This is a genomic window from Stenotrophomonas sp. Steno-Z4, assembly GCF_056393145.1.
Map to the genome: position 1 here is coordinate 909,083 of NZ_JBWJPC010000001.1, position 15,919 is coordinate 925,001.

General features: G+C 66.4%; 15 protein-coding genes. 11 read left to right on the top strand and 4 right to left on the bottom strand.

Annotated features, from left to right (window positions below):
* Nucleotides 1-4 precede the first annotated feature (4 nt).
* On the top strand, nt 5-598 hold the full coding sequence (locus AC06E7_RS04025; protein ID WP_095362992.1) for a DUF1415 domain-containing protein: 594 nt from the start codon (nt 5-7) through the stop codon (nt 596-598).
* Nucleotides 589-1,392, top strand: a complete 804-nt coding sequence (locus AC06E7_RS04030) for an SDR family oxidoreductase (protein ID WP_478063111.1) — start codon at nt 589-591, stop codon at nt 1,390-1,392. Before AC06E7_RS04025 ends, AC06E7_RS04030 begins: the two co-directional genes overlap by 10 nt.
* Nucleotides 1,393-1,511: 119 nt before the next feature.
* Here AC06E7_RS04030 and AC06E7_RS04035 read toward each other — a convergent pair whose 3' ends face one another.
* Together AC06E7_RS04035 and AC06E7_RS04040 are read right to left on the bottom strand one after the other, a co-directional pair.
* Complete coding sequence (locus tag AC06E7_RS04035; protein ID WP_478063113.1) at nt 1,512-3,542, bottom strand: M3 family metallopeptidase; 2,031 nt, start codon at nt 3,540-3,542, stop codon at nt 1,512-1,514.
* A gap of 117 nt (nt 3,543-3,659) precedes the next feature.
* Entirely contained in the window at nt 3,660-4,772 is a 1,113-nt protein-coding gene (locus tag AC06E7_RS04040) for a PLP-dependent cysteine synthase family protein (protein ID WP_093534005.1), read from the bottom strand.
* 102 nt (nt 4,773-4,874) lie between these two features.
* Here AC06E7_RS04040 and gloA point away from each other — a divergent pair, with 102 nt between their 5' ends.
* The 6 genes from gloA to AC06E7_RS04070 all read left to right on the top strand — a co-directional run bounded on the left by gloA (nt 4,875) and on the right by AC06E7_RS04070 (nt 9,830).
* Nucleotides 4,875-5,402, top strand: coding sequence for a lactoylglutathione lyase (gloA, locus tag AC06E7_RS04045; RefSeq protein WP_478063115.1), 528 nt, complete (start codon nt 4,875-4,877; stop codon nt 5,400-5,402).
* Between the two features lie 92 nt (nt 5,403-5,494).
* Nucleotides 5,495-5,923, top strand: a complete 429-nt coding sequence (locus AC06E7_RS04050; protein ID WP_068854082.1) for a VOC family protein — start codon at nt 5,495-5,497, stop codon at nt 5,921-5,923.
* A gap of 68 nt (nt 5,924-5,991) precedes the next feature.
* Nucleotides 5,992-7,299 carry a putative DNA modification/repair radical SAM protein gene (locus AC06E7_RS04055; RefSeq protein WP_478063117.1) on the top strand — a complete coding sequence of 436 codons (1,308 nt, stop codon included), beginning with the start codon at nt 5,992-5,994 and terminating at the stop codon, nt 7,297-7,299.
* Complete coding sequence (locus tag AC06E7_RS04060) at nt 7,296-8,750, top strand: UdgX family uracil-DNA binding protein (RefSeq protein WP_478063118.1); 1,455 nt, start codon at nt 7,296-7,298, stop codon at nt 8,748-8,750. Before AC06E7_RS04055 ends, AC06E7_RS04060 begins: the two co-directional genes overlap by 4 nt.
* A 172-nt stretch (nt 8,751-8,922) precedes the next feature.
* Complete coding sequence (locus tag AC06E7_RS04065; RefSeq protein ID WP_143584444.1) at nt 8,923-9,135, top strand: hypothetical protein; 213 nt, start codon at nt 8,923-8,925, stop codon at nt 9,133-9,135.
* Nucleotides 9,132-9,830, top strand: a complete 699-nt coding sequence (locus AC06E7_RS04070; protein ID WP_478063120.1) for a hypothetical protein — start codon at nt 9,132-9,134, stop codon at nt 9,828-9,830. The genes AC06E7_RS04065 and AC06E7_RS04070 overlap by 4 nt, the downstream gene beginning before the upstream one ends.
* 24 nt (nt 9,831-9,854) lie before the next feature.
* Here the strand turns inward: AC06E7_RS04070 and AC06E7_RS04075 are convergent, their stop codons facing one another.
* Complete coding sequence (locus tag AC06E7_RS04075; RefSeq protein ID WP_068854086.1) at nt 9,855-10,286, bottom strand: CBS domain-containing protein; 432 nt, start codon at nt 10,284-10,286, stop codon at nt 9,855-9,857.
* 251 nt (nt 10,287-10,537) lie between these two features.
* On the bottom strand, nt 10,538-12,379 hold the full coding sequence (gene glmS, locus AC06E7_RS04080) for a glutamine--fructose-6-phosphate transaminase (isomerizing) (RefSeq protein ID WP_478063122.1): 1,842 nt from the start codon (nt 12,377-12,379) through the stop codon (nt 10,538-10,540).
* Between the two features lie 203 nt (nt 12,380-12,582).
* Between glmS and AC06E7_RS04085 the strand changes: the two genes are divergently transcribed.
* From AC06E7_RS04085 to AC06E7_RS04095, 3 genes are read left to right on the top strand one after another with little or no spacing between them, the layout of a single operon-like run.
* Complete coding sequence (locus tag AC06E7_RS04085) at nt 12,583-13,851, top strand: efflux RND transporter periplasmic adaptor subunit (RefSeq protein WP_449324523.1); 1,269 nt, start codon at nt 12,583-12,585, stop codon at nt 13,849-13,851.
* 32 nt (nt 13,852-13,883) lie between these two features.
* Nucleotides 13,884-14,603 carry an ABC transporter ATP-binding protein gene (locus AC06E7_RS04090; protein WP_068854090.1) on the top strand — a complete coding sequence of 240 codons (720 nt, stop codon included), beginning with the start codon at nt 13,884-13,886 and terminating at the stop codon, nt 14,601-14,603.
* A gap of 11 nt (nt 14,604-14,614) precedes the next feature.
* Nucleotides 14,615-15,916, top strand: coding sequence for an ABC transporter permease (locus tag AC06E7_RS04095; protein ID WP_478063124.1), 1,302 nt, complete (start codon nt 14,615-14,617; stop codon nt 15,914-15,916).
* The last annotated feature ends 3 nt before the right edge of the window (nt 15,917-15,919 follow it).

Below are 15,919 nucleotides of genomic sequence, written 5' to 3' on the forward strand. Positions count from 1 at the left end.
GCCCATGAATGACATGCCCCTCATCGCCGACACCGCGCCGGACGGCAGCGATCCCATCGCGGAAACCCGGCGTTGGCTGGAGCAGATCGTCATCGGCCTGAACCTGTGCCCGTTCGCCAAGGCGGTGTACGTGAAGGACCAGGTGCGCTTCGTGCTCAGCGACGCCACCACCGTCGAAGCGCTGGTGGAAGAACTCGCCGAAGAGCTGGTGCTGCTGCGCGATACCCCGGCCGAGCAGATCGACACCACGCTGATCGTGCACCCGGACGTGCTGACCGATTTCCTGGATTACAACGACTTCCTCGACAACGCCGATGCCGCGATCGAAGCCTTGGACCTGCAGGGCATCCTGCAGGTGGCCAGCTTCCACCCGCAGTACCAGTTCGCCGGGGTCGCGCCGGATGACGTGAGCAACTACACCAACCGCGCGCCCTACCCGACCCTGCACCTGCTGCGCGAAGACAGCGTGGAACGCGCCGTGGCCGCCTTCCCGGACCCGGACGTGATCGTCGAGCGCAACATCGAAACGCTGGACAAGCTGGGCATCGAAGGCTGGACCCGCCTGCTCGGCCGCAAGGACACGCCCCGGTGCCACTGACCCCGACCATCACCGACTGGCCCGCGCAACCGCTGCGCGACCGCGTGGTGATCGTCACCGGTGGCGCGCAGGGCGTGGGCCGTGGCATCGCGCAGGCGGTGCTGGGCGCCGGCGGCAGCGTGATGATCGCCGACCTGGACGCTGACGCCGGCCGCGCCTGCCTGAAGGAATGGGCACTGCCCGAGCGCGCTGCGTTCCAGCGCGCGGATGTCGCCAGCGAACGCAGCGTGCAGGCGCTGGTCAAGGCAACGCTGAAGCGTTTCGGGCGGATTGATGGGCTGGTCAACAACGCCGGCATCGCCAGCGCGCATGGCACCCCGCTGGCGGAGATGACCCTGGCCGAATGGCAGCGCCGCCTGTCCAGCCTGCACGGCGCGTTCCTGTGCAGCAAGCACGCACTGCCGGCGCTGCGCGCGCAGGCCGGCGCGTCAATCATCAACATCGCCTCCACCCGCGCCTGGCAGTCCGAGCCGGACAGCGAAGCCTATGCGGCGGCGAAGGGCGGGCTGGTGGCGTTTACCCACGCGCTGGCGATCAGCAGCGGGCCCGATGTGCGGGTCAACAGCATCAGCCCCGGCTGGATCACCACCGATGCCTGGCAGGCCCCGGCACGGCGGCGCACGCCGAAGCTGTCGCGCCGCGACCACGCGCAGCATGCGGTGGGGCGTGTCGGCCAGCCGGAAGACATCGGCGCGCTCGCGGTGTTCCTGCTCTCGGACCTGTCCGGCTTCATCACCGGACAGGACCACATCGTCGATGGCGGCATGAGCCGCACGATGATCTACGCCGAGTGATTCACCGCCGTGCCGACCAACGGTCGGCACCTACCCGGATCCATGGTACGTGCGGACCAACGGTCGGCACCCGCCCCGAATCACCGGTAGGTACCGACCGTTGGTCGGTACCCATCGCATCAACCGGCCATGCCGTTGTGGCGCAACAACGCGTCCACATTCGGCGCACGCCCGCGGAACGCGGCGAAATTCTCCGCTGCACTCCGGCTGCCGCCCCGCGACAACACTTCATCGCGGAAGCGCCTGCCCGTTTCGGCCACCTGCTCCGGCGCTTCCTCGAATGCGGCATACGCATCGGCGCTGAGCACCTCGGCCCATTTGTAGCTGTAATAGCCCGCCGCATACCCACCCGCGAAAATGTGGCTGAACTGGTGCGGGAAGCGGTTCCATTCCGGCGGGCGGTTGACCGCCACTTCGTCGCGCACGCGTTCCAGCAGCTGCAGCACGCTGTCCTGCACCGGATCGAAACTGCTGTGCAGCTGCATGTCGAACAGCGCGAACTCCAGCTGGCGCACGGTGAACATGCCGCTCTGGAAATTGCGCGCGGCCAGCATCCGGTCAAACAGCGCGCGCGGCAGCGGCTCGCCGCTGTCCACATGCGCGGTCATGGCCTGCACGCGGTCCCATTCCCAGCAGAAATTCTCCATGAACTGGCTGGGCAGTTCCACCGCATCCCATTCCACGCCGTTGATGCCAGCCACGCCGAGCTCGCCGATGCGGGTCAGCAGCTGGTGCAGGCCATGGCCCATTTCATGGAACAGCGTGGTCACTTCGTCGTGGCTGAAGGTCGAGGCCTTACCATCGGCGCCCTTGCCGAAGTTGCATACCAGGTACACCAGCGGCGTCTGCACGCCCTGCGCGGTATCGCGGCGGTTGCGGCAGTCGTCCATCCACGCGCCGCCGCGCTTGCCTTCGCGCGCGTACAGATCCAGGTAGAACTGGCCGACCAGCGCGCCCTGCGCATCGACCAGGCGGAAGAAGCGCACGTCCGGATGCCACACCGGCGCCTGGTCGGGCTGCACCTGCAGGCCATAGAGGCCGTGGATGACGCTGAACAAACCCTCCAGCACCTTCGGCTCGGTGAAGTACTGCTTCACTTCCTGCTCGGAATAGGTGTAACGCGCCTGCTTCAGTTTCTCGGAGGCAAAGGCGAGGTCCCACGCTTCCAGCGCAGGCAGGCCCAGCTCGTCGCGTGCGAATGCGTCCAGCTCGGCGCGATCGCGCTGCGCGTAGGGTTTCGCACGCGCTGCCAGGTCGCGCAGGAAACCCAGCACCTGCGGCGCGTCGTCGGCCATCTTGGTGGCGATGGAGTACTCGGCGTAGTTGGCAAAGCCCAGCAGGGCCGCCAGCTCGGCGCGCAGCGCCAGCACGCGATCAATGTGCGCGCTGTTGTCCAGCTTGGGATCGCCGAACTCGGAGGCGCGCAGCGCGTTGGCGCGGTACAGCGTCTCGCGCAGCGGGCGGTGTTCTGCATAGGTCTGCACCGGCAGGTAGCACGGCATCTGCAGGGTCAGCTTCCAGCCTGGAAGACCGTCCTTCTCCGCGGCGGCGCGCGCAGCGGCGACCACATCGTCGGGCAGGCCGGCCAGCTCGCTGCGGTCTTCCACGTGCAGCGACCACGCATCGGTCGCATCGAGCACGTTCTGCGAGAACGTCGCCGACAGCGCCGAGAGCTCCTCGCGGATCGCGCTGTAACGCGCCTTGCCGGCCTCGTCCAGCTCGGCGCCGCCCAGGCGGAAATCCCGCAGCGCGTTGTCCAGCACCTTGCGCCGGGCCGGGTCGTACTGCGTCGCTTCCGGCGTGGCGGCGAGCGCGCGGTACTGCTCGAACAGCGCCAGGTTCTGGCCGAGCGCGCTGCCAAAGCGGGTCACCTTCGGCAGGTTGCTGTTGTAGGCCTCGCGCAGCGCCGGGGTGTTCACCACCGCCTGCAGGTGGCCGACCTGGCCCCAGGCGCGCCACAGGCGTTCGGTGGCATCGTCCAGCGGCTCGACGAAGCTGGCCCAACTGACCGGCTGCACGGTTTCGGCGGCTTTCACCGCCGCTTCGGCCTGCGCCAGCAAGGTGTCGATGGCCGGCCCGATGTGCTCGGGCTGGATCGCATCGAAACGGGGCAGGCCGGAAAAATCGAGCAGGGGATTGGCAGGGGTCACAGGGGTCTCCAGACAGCGGGGCCGGCACGCCGGCGTTTCCCACGATATGGCACCGGACCCGGCGCTGCACAAGCCCCGCCGGCCACGGGTTCGTGGCCGTTCACCCGCCTGCGGTGCTCAGTACAGGGCTTCCAGCGCGGCGTTGGGCAGCTCCGGCAGGCCCTGCCCGGCAACGGCCGCCGCGATCACCGCATCGGCCTGCTCCACGTCGATGCCCTGCCGCGGGTACCAGTCCGGGTTGTAGTAGCTGTGCGCATAGCGTTCGCCGCTGTCGCACAGGATCGTCACGATCGAGCCGCTGCGCCCGGCCGCACGCATGCGCTCGGCGGCATGCAGCACGCCGATGAAATTGGTACCGGTGGAGCCGCCGACCCGGCGCCCCAACTGGCGGCTGACGTGGCGCATGGCGGCCAGGCTCAACGCGTCGGGCACCTTGACCATCGCATCCACGCTGGTTGGGATGAAGCTGGATTCCACCCTGGGCCGGCCGATGCCTTCCACCCGCGAACCACCGCTGCAGGTGAGCTCGCGCCACGGTTCACCGGCCAGGGCCGCGCGGTAGCCGTCGAAGAACACCGACACTTCCGGGTCCGCGCACAGGATGCGGGTGTCGTGCCGGCGGTAGCTGACATAACGGCCCAGCGTAGCGGCGGTACCGCCGGTGCCGGGGCTGCACACGATCCATTCCGGTACCGGATGCGGCTCTTCGGCCATCTGCTTGAAGATGGATTCGGCGATGTTGTTGTTGGCACGCCAGTCGGTGGCGCGCTCGGCGTAGGTGAACTGGTCCATGAAGTGGCCGCCGGTTTCGCGTGCCAGCTTTTCCGAATCGCAGTTCAGGTCGCAGGCGCGTTCCACCAGGTGGCAGCGTCCGCCATGGAATTCGATGGCGGCGATCTTTTCCGGCGAGGTGGTGGCCGGCATCACGGCAATGAATGGCAGGCCCAGCAGGCGCGCGAAGTAGGCTTCGGACACCGCGGTTGAGCCGCTGGACGCCTCGATCACCGGGCGCCCTTCGCGCAGCCAGCCGTTGGCCAGTGCGTACAGGAACAGCGAGCGCGCCAGGCGGTGCTTCAGGCTGCCGGTGGGATGGCTGGATTCATCCTTGAAGTACAGCTCGATGCCCGGGTGGCCCGGCAGGTCCATCGGAATGAGGTGGGTATCGGCCGAACGGTTGAAATCGGCTTCGATCTTGCGGATGGCGGCGGCCACCCATTCACGCTGCGACATGTCGACGACGGGCCAGGAAGATGCAGCATTCTACGTCCCCTTGCCGCCGCCCCGCTAAAATGAACGGCCAGCCGCGTTGCGCGGCCCCCCACAGGATCCCCCATGAGCCTTGCCTCCCTGCAGTCCCAGCCGGGCGTTGCCGCCCAGCCGCCGGCCGAAACCACCGGCTTCGTGTTCAACCACACCATGCTGCGCGTCAAGGACGCCGCCGCCTCGCTGGACTTCTACACCCGCGTACTCGGCTTCCGCCTGCTCGACCAGCGCGATTTCCCCGAGGCGCGGTTCAGCCTGTACTTCCTGGCCCTGCTGCCGGCGGGCACGTCCATCCCCGAGGGCGACGACGCCCGCCGGGTGTGGATGGCCGGCCTTCCGGGCGTGCTGGAACTGACCCACAACCATGGCACCGAAACCCAGGAAGGCCGCGTGTACCACGACGGCAACCAGGACCCGCGCGGCTTCGGCCACATCTGCGTCTCCGTGCCGGACATCCACGCCGCCTGCAAGCGTTTCGATGACCTCGAGGTGCCCTACCAGAAGCGCCTGGAAGACGGCCGCATGAAGCACCTGGCCTTCATCAAGGACCCGGACGGCTATTGGGTGGAGATCATCTCCAACACCCCGATCGGCTGACCGCCCCGGCTTCAACAATGTGCACGCCCTGCCAAGGCGGGCGTGCACCGCCGGTGGTATACCTGCGTTCCTTTCCACCCGAAGGAACCCGCATGGAAACCATGGAACTGCACCGCGGCCGGCTGATCGACCACCTGCAACTGATCGTGCGTGACCTGCCGGCCAGCCGCCGCTTCTACCAGGCCGTGTTCGACACCATCGGCATTCCCATCGCCGGCGAGGGCGATACGTATTTCTGGGCCGATGAGCTGTTCATTTCCACCGCCGACAGCGAAGCGGCCGCCGGTGAACTGACCGGCCGCCACCACCTGGCCTTCCAGGCCCGCGACCGCGCCACCGTCGATGCCTTCCACAAGGCGGCGTTGGCCGCAGGCGGCAAGGACAACGGCGCCCCCGGCGAACGCCCCTACCACCCGGGCTATTACGCCGCCTTCGCGATCGATCCGGACGGCAACAACATCGAGGTCGTGTACCACGGCCCGGCGACCTACAGCGCCGACTCGGTGAAGGTGACCTTCTGAACCTGAATTCTTCACCTTCGCGATAATCAGTCTCACGAGATGAGATTGGCTTTGCCTACCGTTTCCGCATGGAGACGATACGCAAACTGGCGATCCTGGCCGATGCCGCCAAGTACGACGCGTCCTGCGCCTCCAGTGGCGCGGGTCGGCGGGATTCGCGCGCATCCGGCGGCATCGGCAGCACCGAAGGCGCCGGCATCTGCCACAGCTACACCCCCGACGGTCGCTGCGTATCGCTGCTGAAGATCCTGCTCACCAACTTCTGCATCTACGACTGCGCGTACTGCGTGAACCGGGTCTCCAGCAACGTACCGCGCGCACGCTTCAACGTGGCCGAAGTCGTCGCGCTGACCATGGATTTCTACAAGCGCAACTACATCGAAGGGTTGTTCCTTTCCAGCGGCATCATCCGCAATGCCGACTACACCATGGAGCAGATGGTGGAAGTGGCGCGGCAGCTGCGCGAGGAACACCGGTTCTCCGGCTACATCCATCTCAAGACCATTCCGGAAGCCTCGCCCGAACTGCTGGCGGCCGCCGGTCGCTACGCCGACCGCCTGTCGATCAACATCGAGCTGCCCACCGAGGAGGGCTTGAGCAGCTTCGCGCCAGAGAAATCGCTGCCTTCCATTCGCGGCGCGATGGGTGAACTGCGCTGGCGCATCGAAGAAGCCAAGGAGGCCAAGGCCGCCAGCGAGGCCAAGCCCACCACGGTGGCCGCACCGACGCCGACCGCCCCGGCCAAGCGCGCTGGCCGCGCCCGTGCGCCGCGCTTTGCACCTGCTGGCCAGAGCACGCAGATGATCGTCGGAGCCGACGGCGCCAGCGACCAGCAGATCCTCGGTGCTGCCGACAACCTGTACGGCAACTACCGCATGCGCCGGGTGTACTACTCCGCCTTCAGCCCGATCCCCGATGCCAGCCGCCTCCTTCCGGTGCAGGCACCGCCACTGGCGCGCGAACACCGCCTGTACCAGGCCGACTGGCTGCTGCGCTTCTATGGCTACGGCGTGGACGAAATCACCGACACCACGCAGAACGGCATGCTCGACCTGGACATCGACCCGAAGCTGGCCTGGGCGATCCGCCACCCTGAACGCTTCCCGGTCGATCTCAACGTGGCGTCGAAGGAGATGTTGCTGCGCGTGCCGGGGTTGGGCGTGCGCAACGTCAAACGCGTGCTGATGGCGCGCCGCCATGGCCGCCTGCGCGTGGCCGACGTAGCCCGCCTGCGCGCGCCGATGAGCAAGCTGCTGCCGTTCGTGCAGCTGGCCGACCATCACCCGCGTCGCGCACTGGATGACCCCACCGCGCTGCGCGCGCGGCTGGCACCGCCACCGCGCCAGGCCTCGCTGTTCCCCGACGCCGCCGCATGACCCGGTGGAGTGTGCGACTCGACCCGGCGTGGTCGGTGCAGTCCTGGCGTGAGGCCGCGCGGCGGGCGCTGCAGCACCGCGTCGCACCGGAGCAGCTGGACTGGCTGCAGCAGGGTGAAGGTTCGCTGCTGGACGCGCCGGCGCTGGCCCCCCTCTCAGTGCCTGACGCTGAAGCCACCGCCATTGCGGTGCCGAAGGCGTTCCTCGAACTGGCCGCCAGCTGCCTGTGCCACCGCGATCCGCAGCGCCACTCGCTGCTGTACCGCATGCTGTGGCGGATCACCCACGGCGAGCGTGGCCTGCTCACCAACCCGGCCGATCCGGACGTGCTGCGTGCGATGGCCCTCGCCCAGGCGGTGCGCCGCGACAGCCACAAGATGAAAGCCTTCGTGCGTTTCCGCGAAGTACCGGGCGAAGAGGATGCCTTCATCGCCTGGTTCGAGCCCGATCACTTCATCGTGGATCGGGTCGCGCCGTTCTTCGCGCGCCGCTTTGCGGGCATGCGCTGGGCCATCCTCACGCCGTATCGCAGTGCCCGCTGGGACGGCCAGGTGCTGGCATTCGGCCCCGGCAGCAAGCAGGCGGATGCGCCGGTGGAGGATGCGCGCGAAGAGCTGTGGCGCACCTACTACGCCAACATCTTCAACCCTGCCCGGCTCAACACGCGGATGATGCAGCAGGAAATGCCGGCCCGGTACTGGAAGCACCTGCCGGAGGCGAGCCTGCTGCCCACGCTTGTACGCGATGCCGGTGACCGCGTGCAGGAAATGCATGACCGTGAAGCGCAGGCGCCACAGCGGCGGATTCCCGAGCAGCACATTCCCCTGCGCGGCCCGGCAACCGCGAACGGCGATTCCCTCGACGAGCTGCGCACCGCGGCCGCCGCTTGCCGCCGTTGCCCGCTCTGGGAGCCGGCCACCCAGACCGTGTTCGGCGAAGGCCCGCGCGATGCGCAGGTGATGCTGGTCGGCGAGCAACCCGGGGACTCCGAGGACCTGAGCGGCCACCCCTTCGTCGGGCCAGCCGGGCAGCTGTTGAATCGGGCGCTGCAGGAACTGCGCATCGATCGCAACACGCTGTACCTGACCAACGCGGTGAAGCACTTCCGCTACGAGCGGCGCGGCAAGAAACGCATCCACTCCAAACCGCAGGTCACCCACATCAATGCGTGCCGGCCATGGTTGCTGGCGGAGATTGAACAGGTGAACCCCAAGGTGATCGTCTGTCTGGGGGCCAGTGCAGCGCGTGCCGTGTTTGGCCCCGGCTTCAACCTGGGTCGCGACCGTGGCCGCTGGCACACGTTGGAAGATGGCACACGGGGCTTTGCGACGGTGCACCCTTCCTGGGTGTTGCGGCAGCCTGCGGGTGGTGCGCAGGAAGATGCCTATCGCCTGCTGTTGGGTGACCTGGAAAGGCTGTCGATCCACGCTGGAAACAGCAGCACTGAGTAAAGCGGACATCTCCCCTTGCCATTCACGACAACATGTCTGCCACGCAGTCCTTCCCCAAGATGATCATCTGGAAGCGTTTTTTCCTCGCAAATTTCCACCTCCTGTCGTATCAACCCACCGCAGCACATGCCTGCCAGTGCCAAGCACGAACCGGGGAAGCTATGCTCCGTCCATGGTCACTCCAATCTCCAAGAAGAAGCCTGCGGCCAAGGGATTGACCGGCCGGCCCCCTACCCTGCCGTTGACTGCCGCACAGCTTCTCAGCGAAAGCCACGAGCAGCGGATCCATTGGATATATGACATGACGCCGGAGGAATCCGTCGAGATCATGCGAAAAGCAGGGTTGCTGACGCCCGCCGGCAAGTTGAAGCGCTGCTATAGATGAGCCATGGCCACCTTCAGATCGGATATCACGGCTGCGATATCGCGGTCCGGGATGGCCTCATATCGGGACAGCTGAAACCCAAGCCAAGCAACAACCAATACGACTGGCTCGGGTCGGGCTTCTATCTATTTGAAGCGGATCAGGAACGGGCGCTGGCATTCGCCGAAGCTGCGGCGAGCGAGCCTTTGCGCAGGCTGACCGCGAGGCCAATTGCCTCGCCTGCGGTTGTCGGTTGCATCTTCAGCATCCAACGCTGCCTGGATATGACCACCAGTACTGGCCGTCGAGAGTTCGAGAACGCGCACCTGTATTTTCAGGCGACCCATCTTCGCAGTGGTCAACGAACCCCGCTGAACGTCCCCGTCAATCCTCTTGACGAGGAGTTTCTCCTTCGTGGACTGGATCGAGCGGTTTTCGAGTTTATTCACTCCAAACTCTTCCAGGTCTACGGCTTTGAATACTATCAAGCCGTACGGGGCGCTTTCCGCCAAGGTCCAGAGATCGCACCTCGGTCGGGATTTCACAGGGACAGCCACGTACAGATCGCGCTCAGGGACTTCAGCTGCATCAAAGGTTGGTTTCTGCCGGCCGAGGCCGAACTCCTCAGTCCAGAGGAACTCGTCAAAGCCCAGGCGGCGCTCCACGCAGCGCGTGAAGCCAATCCAAAGTCCCGTCGCCGCGTGGAAGCGGACTAGACGTCCGCCCCACCCCCGCCTTTTTCAGTGCGCGGCCATGTAGATGTCCTGAAGCACCGCCTTCTCCAGCTCCAGCTCGCTGAGCAGGTTCTTGACGATGTCACCCAGGCTCAGGATGCCCACCAGCTTGCTGCCTTCGGTCACCATCAGGTGGCGGTGGCGCGAGTAGGTCATCAGCGCCATGGCCTGCTTCAGGGTCGCCTCGGGGGCGATGCCTTCCAGGCCGGCCGAGGGAAGCGTGGAGATGACCCGGCGACCCGCCTGCGGGCCGTCGTCGGCCAGGCTGCGCACGATGTCTTTCTCGGAGATGATCCGGACCGGCACATCATCCTTCATCACCACCAGCGCGGCGATCTTGTGCGCGCTCATCTTGTGGGCAGCGGCGCCGATCGTGTCTTCGACGTCGATGGTGACAACGGAGTCTTTCTTGGATTGCAGAAGTTCGCGAACGTTCATTCTTTTTCCTGTTGCAGACTGGGTGAAGCCACACGCCTTGCGTGGTGGGACCGATTGACGCAGCCAGCGGCTGACACCCCGAGAATGGCATTTCGACTAGAACCGACGCTGAATGTCGCAGGCGGACTCGACTAAAGTTTTCCCGACGCCAGAAACGGCAAAGGGCGGCCCTGCTGGGCCGCCCCCTTTTTTTTGTTGAAGCGTGCCCACCAACGGTGGGCACCTACCCGCGATCGACCTGGGTCGATCGCTTACTCCACCGTCACGCTCTTGGCCAGGTTGCGCGGCTTGTCCACGTCGGTGCCGCGCGCCAACGCGGTGTGGTACGCCAGCAGCTGCACCGGGATGGTGTGCACCACCGGGCTGAGCACGCCAGCGTGGCGTGGGGTGCGGATGACGTGCACGCCTTCGGATTCGACGAAGTTGCTGTCCTGGTCGGCGAACACGAACAGCTCGCCGCCGCGCGCGCGCACTTCCTGCATGTTGGATTTGACCTTCTCCAGCAGGCTGTCGTTCGGCGCGATCACCACCACCGGCATGTCTTCATCCACCAGCGCCAGCGGGCCGTGCTTGAGCTCGCCGGCCGGGTAGGCTTCGGCGTGGATGTAGGTGATTTCCTTGAGCTTGAGCGCGCCTTCCAGGGCGATCGGGTAATGCAGCCCGCGGCCCAGGAACAGGGCGCTGTTCTTGCGCGCGAAGCGCTCTGCCCAGATGGCGATCTGCGGTTCCATGTTCAGCGCATGCTGCACGCTGCCCGGCAGGAAGCGCAGCTGCTCCAGGTACTCCGCTTCCTGCGCAGCATCGATGCGGCCGTGCAGCTTGCCCAGCACCACGGTCAGCTGGAACAGCGCGGCCAGCTGGGTGGTGAACGCCTTGGTCGAGGCCACGCCGATCTCGGCACCGGCACGGGTGTAGCAGACCAGTTCGCTGGCGCGCGGGATGGCGCTTTCCGGCACGTTGCAGATCGACAGCGTATGCAGGTGGCCCAGCGATTTGGCGTACTTCAGCGCCTCCATCGTGTCCAGGGTTTCACCGGACTGGGAGATGGTGACGATCAGGTGCTTGGGGTTGGCATACGCGGCGCGGTAACGATACTCGCTGGCGATCTCCACGCTGCACGGCAGGCCGGCGATGGATTCGATCCAGTAGCGCGCGGTCAGGCCGGCGTAGTAGCTGGTACCGCAGGCCAGGATCTGCACGCCTTCGATGCCGGCCAGCACGCTTTCGGCGTTCTTGCCGAACAGCTCGGCCGGGAAGCCACCGGCGTCGATCGCCGCTTCGATGGTGTCGCCCAGCGCGCGCGGCTGTTCATGGATTTCCTTCTGCATGAAGTGGCGGTACGGGCCCAGCTCCAGCGAGGCCAGCGACACATCCGACTGGTGCACGCCACGGTCCACCGGCTGGTTGTGTTCGTCATACACCTGCACGCCATCGCGGCGGATGTCGGCGGTGTCGCCCTCCTCCAGGAAAATCACGTTGCGGGTGGCCGAGATCACCGCTGACACGTCGGAGGCCACGAAGTTCTCGCCCTGGCCCAGGCCCACCAGCAGCGGGCAGCCCATGCGCGCACAGACGAAGTGGTTCGGCTCGGCGCGGCTCATCACTGCCAACGCGTAGGCACCGGTCAGTTCCTTGACCGTGCGCTGCAGCGCCGACAGGAGACTGTCGCCGTTCTTCAGGTTGTGGTGCATCAGGTGGGCGATGACTTCGGTGTCGGTCTGCGACTCGAACACGTAGCCCAACCCGCGCAGGCGCTCACGCTGCTCTTCGTGGTTCTCGATGATGCCGTTGTGCACCAGCGCCACGCCGTGGCTGATGTGCGGGTGGGCATTGGCTTCGGTCACGCCGCCATGGGTAGCCCAGCGGGTGTGGCCGATGCCGAGCGTGGCGTCGAAGCCTTCGGCAATGGCGGCCTTTTCCATCTCGGCCACGCGGCCGGTACGGCGCACGCGGCGCACGTCGGCCTGGGCCTGGGTCTGGTCCAGTACCGCGATGCCGGACGAGTCGTAGCCCCGGTATTCCAGCCGCTTCAGTCCTTCGATGAGTACCGGTACCACATCGCGATCCGCGATCGCCCCCACAATCCCGCACATAGATTCAGATCCCTGCTGTCGAACGCCCATTCTAGCGTGGGCGGCTGGACCGCTTGGACGCTGTCCGCTTAACAAAAGTGTCCGCTGCGGTGTCCGCGGACACCCGGACAATCGCGCCCGCTTCGCAAGCTGTTGTTTTCAAAGGGGCGAATGTTGGCACGCGGTGTGCTTGGTATACCGCAACCCAACCGCGAACGAGCCCGATGATCCGCGACACTTCCGCACAGGACCAGACCCTCTCCACCCCGGGCACGGCCGCGCCGTGGAAGCGCTGGCTGTGGCCGGGCATCGCCGCGCTGGTGGTGCTGCTGGCGATCATTTTTGCCGCCCGCGCCTGGCTCGGGTCCAGCCGCTCCTTCGACAGCGCGCGGGTGCGCATTGCCGAAGTCAAGCAGGGCGACCTCGTCCGCGACCTGGCCGCCGATGGCCGGGTGATCGCCGCCAACAGCCCGATCCTGTACGCGATCTCCGCCGGTACGGTGGACCTGAAGGTGGTGGCCGGCGATGTGGTGAAGAAGGGCCAGGAGCTGGCCGTGATCGACAGCCCCGAGCTGCGCAGCAAGCTGGCCCAGGAGCGCACCACCCTGGCCGGGCTGGAAGCCGAAGCCAGCCGCGCCGTGCTCGATGCCACCCTGGCCCGGGCCAAGGCCAGCAAGGAAACCGACCAGGCCAGCATTGAGCGCCAGGCCGCCGAACGCGACCTGCAGCGCTACCAGCGCGGCTATGACGGCGGCGCGGTGCCGCAGATCGACCTCGCCAAGGCCAACGACAGCCTGAAGAAGGCCGACATCTCGCTGGCCAACGCCCAGACCGACGCCCGCCTGCAGGGCCAGGGCGCGGACCTGGATGCCCGCAACAAGCGCCTGCTGGCCGACCGCCAGCGTGCGGTGGTGGAAGAAGTGCAGCGCCAGGTGGACGCGCTGACCCTGCGCGCACCGTTCGATGGCCAGGTAGGCCAGGTCCAGGCCACCCAGCACACCCAGGTAGCGGCCAACGCGCCGATCCTGGGCGTGGTCGATCTGTCGCGCTTCGAGATCGAGATCAAGGTGCCGGAAAGCTTCGCCCGCGACCTGTCCATCGGCATTCCGGCCCAGCTCACCAGCGGCAATGGCCAGCCGTTCCCGGGCGAGATCAGCGCGGTATCGCCCGAAGTGGTGGCCGGCGAAGTCAATGCCCGCATCCGCTTCACCGACAAGCAGCCGCAGGGCCTGCGCCAGAGCCAGCGCATGCAGTCGCGGATCGTGCTCGATACCCGCCGCAATGTCATCAAGGTCGAGCGTGGCCCGTTCGTGGAACAGGGCAACGGCCAGGCCTACGTCATGGATGGCGATACCGCGATCCGCCGCCCGGTGCGGCTGGGCGTCAGCAGCCTGGGCGAAGTGGAAATCCTGTCCGGCCTGCGCCCGGGCGACCGCGTGGTCGTCTCCGGCGCTGACCTGTTCGGCGATGCCGAATCCGTCTCCATCAACTGATCACCCTCATCACTTCAACCAAGGAAACAGCCATGCTCGAGATGCGCTCGGTCGCCAAAGTATTCCGCACCGAACAGGTGGAAACCCATGCCCTGCGTTCGCTGGACCTGCACGTGCGCGAGGGTGAGTTCGTTGCGGTGACCGGCCCGTCCGGTTCGGGCAAGACCACCTTCCTCAATATCGCCGGCCTGCTGGAAACCTTCACCAGCGGCACCTACATGCTCGATGGGCAGGACGTGAGCAAGCTGGGCGACGATGCCCGCAGCCGCCTGCGCAACCAGAAGATCGGCTTCATCTTCCAGGGTTTCAACCTGATCTCCGACCTCAACCTGTTCGACAACGTCGACGTGCCGCTGCGTTACCGCGGCATGCCGGCCAGCGAACGCAAGCAGCGCATCGAACGCGCACTCGGCCAGGTCGGGCTGGGCTCGCGCATGAAGCACTACCCCTCCGAACTGTCGGGCGGCCAGCAGCAGCGCGCCGCCATCGCCCGCGCCCTGGCCGGCAGCCCGCGCCTGCTGCTGGCCGACGAACCGACCGGCAACCTGGACAGCCAGATGGCCCGCGGGGTGATGGAACTGCTGGAAGAGATCAACGCCGCCGGCACCACCATCGTCATGGTCACCCATGACCCGGAACTGGCCGCGCGTGCCCAGCGCAACGTGCACATCGTCGATGGCCAGGCCACCGACCTGGTGCGCGAACCGGTGCTGGCCACCCCGCGCGTTGCCGTCGCCACGCTCAACGACTGAGGCCCGCCACCATGCTCGCCTACTACTTCCGACTGGCCCTGCGCAGCTTCCGGCGCAACAAGGTGCTGACCGCGCTGATGGTGATCGCCATCGCGCTGGGCATCGGTGCTTCCATGACCACCCTGACCGTGTTCCATGTGCTGTCAGGCGATCCGATCCCGCAGAAGAGCGACCGCCTGTTCAACGTGCAGGTCGACCCGCGGCCGATGATCGGCTACCAGCCCAGCGAAGAGCCCGAAGAACAGGTCACCCGCTTCGATGGCGAAAAGCTGCTGCGTGAGAAGAAGGCCAAACACCAGGTGCTGATGACCGGTGGTGGCGTCACGGTGGAACCGGACAACAGCACGCTGCGCCCGTTCGACACCGATGCGCGCTACGCGTCCAGCGATTTCTTCGCCATGTTCGATGCGCCGTTCAAGTACGGCCAGGGCTGGAAGCCCGACCAGGACGAAGGCCGTGGCCGGGTAGCGGTGATCTCCAAGGCCTTGAACGAGAAGTTGTTCAACGGCCAGAACAGCGTGGGCAAGCCATTGCGCATGGATGGGCACACCTTCAACATCGTCGGCGTGCTGGACGAATGGAATCCCAACCCGCACTTCTACGACCTGGAGACCGGCCGCTACGGCGACAGCGAAGACATCTTCGTACCGGTGTTCACCGCGCTGGACCTGAAGTTCGGCCGCAACGGCAACATGAACTGCTGGGACAACGCCAACGGCGAGGAAACCGCACTCAATGCACCGTGCGTGTGGATGCAGTACTGGGTTGAGCTGGCCTCGCCGGCCGACGCCGGCGACTACCGGGCGTATCTGGAAAACTACTCGGCACAGCAGAAGGCCGCCGGTCGCTTCCAGCGTCCGTCCAACGTGCGCCTGCGCAACGTGATGGAGTGGCTGGACTTCAAGCAGGTGGTGCCCAGCGACGTGCGCCTGCAGCTGTGGCTGGCACTGGGCTTCCTGGCGGTGTGCCTGATCAACACGGTGGGCCTGCTGCTGGCCAAGTTCCTGCGCCGCAGCGGCGAAATCGGCGTACGCCGCGCACTGGGTGCCAGCCGTGGGCAGATCTTCCTGCAGTCGCTGGTCGAAGCCGGCACCGTCGGCCTGGCCGGTGGCGTGCTGGGTCTGGGACTGGCCCTGCTGGGCCTGTATGCGGTTCGGCAGCAGCCGGTGGACTACGCCAAGCTGGCCACGCTGGACGGCAAGATGCTGCTGCTCACCTTCGGCCTGACCCTGGCCGCCAGCCTGTTGGCCGGTTTCCTGCCGGCGCTGCGCGCCATGCAGGTCACCCCCGCCATTCAACTCAAATCGCAGTAAGGA

Bases quoted from the DNA above. Each gene is read 5' to 3' on its own strand.
- AC06E7_RS04050 (WP_068854082.1), top strand. From the start codon at position 5,495: ATGGAAACCATGGAACTGCACCGCGGCCGGCTGATCGACCACCTGCAA.
- AC06E7_RS04055 (WP_478063117.1), top strand. From the start codon at position 5,992: ATGGAGACGATACGCAAACTGGCGATCCTGGCCGATGCCGCCAAGTAC.
- AC06E7_RS04065 (WP_143584444.1), top strand. From the start codon at position 8,923: ATGGTCACTCCAATCTCCAAGAAGAAGCCTGCGGCCAAGGGATTGACC.
- AC06E7_RS04040 (WP_093534005.1), bottom strand. From the start codon at position 4,772: ATGTCGCAGCGTGAATGGGTGGCCGCCGCCATCCGCAAGATCGAAGCC.
- AC06E7_RS04025 (WP_095362992.1), top strand. From the start codon at position 5: ATGAATGACATGCCCCTCATCGCCGACACCGCGCCGGACGGCAGCGAT.
- AC06E7_RS04095 (WP_478063124.1), top strand. From the start codon at position 14,615: ATGCTCGCCTACTACTTCCGACTGGCCCTGCGCAGCTTCCGGCGCAAC.
- AC06E7_RS04075 (WP_068854086.1), bottom strand. From the start codon at position 10,286: ATGAACGTTCGCGAACTTCTGCAATCCAAGAAAGACTCCGTTGTCACC.
- gloA (WP_478063115.1), top strand. From the start codon at position 4,875: ATGAGCCTTGCCTCCCTGCAGTCCCAGCCGGGCGTTGCCGCCCAGCCG.
- glmS (WP_478063122.1), bottom strand. From the start codon at position 12,379: ATGTGCGGGATTGTGGGGGCGATCGCGGATCGCGATGTGGTACCGGTA.
- AC06E7_RS04090 (WP_068854090.1), top strand. From the start codon at position 13,884: ATGCTCGAGATGCGCTCGGTCGCCAAAGTATTCCGCACCGAACAGGTG.
- AC06E7_RS04085 (WP_449324523.1), top strand. From the start codon at position 12,583: ATGATCCGCGACACTTCCGCACAGGACCAGACCCTCTCCACCCCGGGC.
- AC06E7_RS04060 (WP_478063118.1), top strand. From the start codon at position 7,296: ATGACCCGGTGGAGTGTGCGACTCGACCCGGCGTGGTCGGTGCAGTCC.
- AC06E7_RS04070 (WP_478063120.1), top strand. From the start codon at position 9,132: ATGAGCCATGGCCACCTTCAGATCGGATATCACGGCTGCGATATCGCG.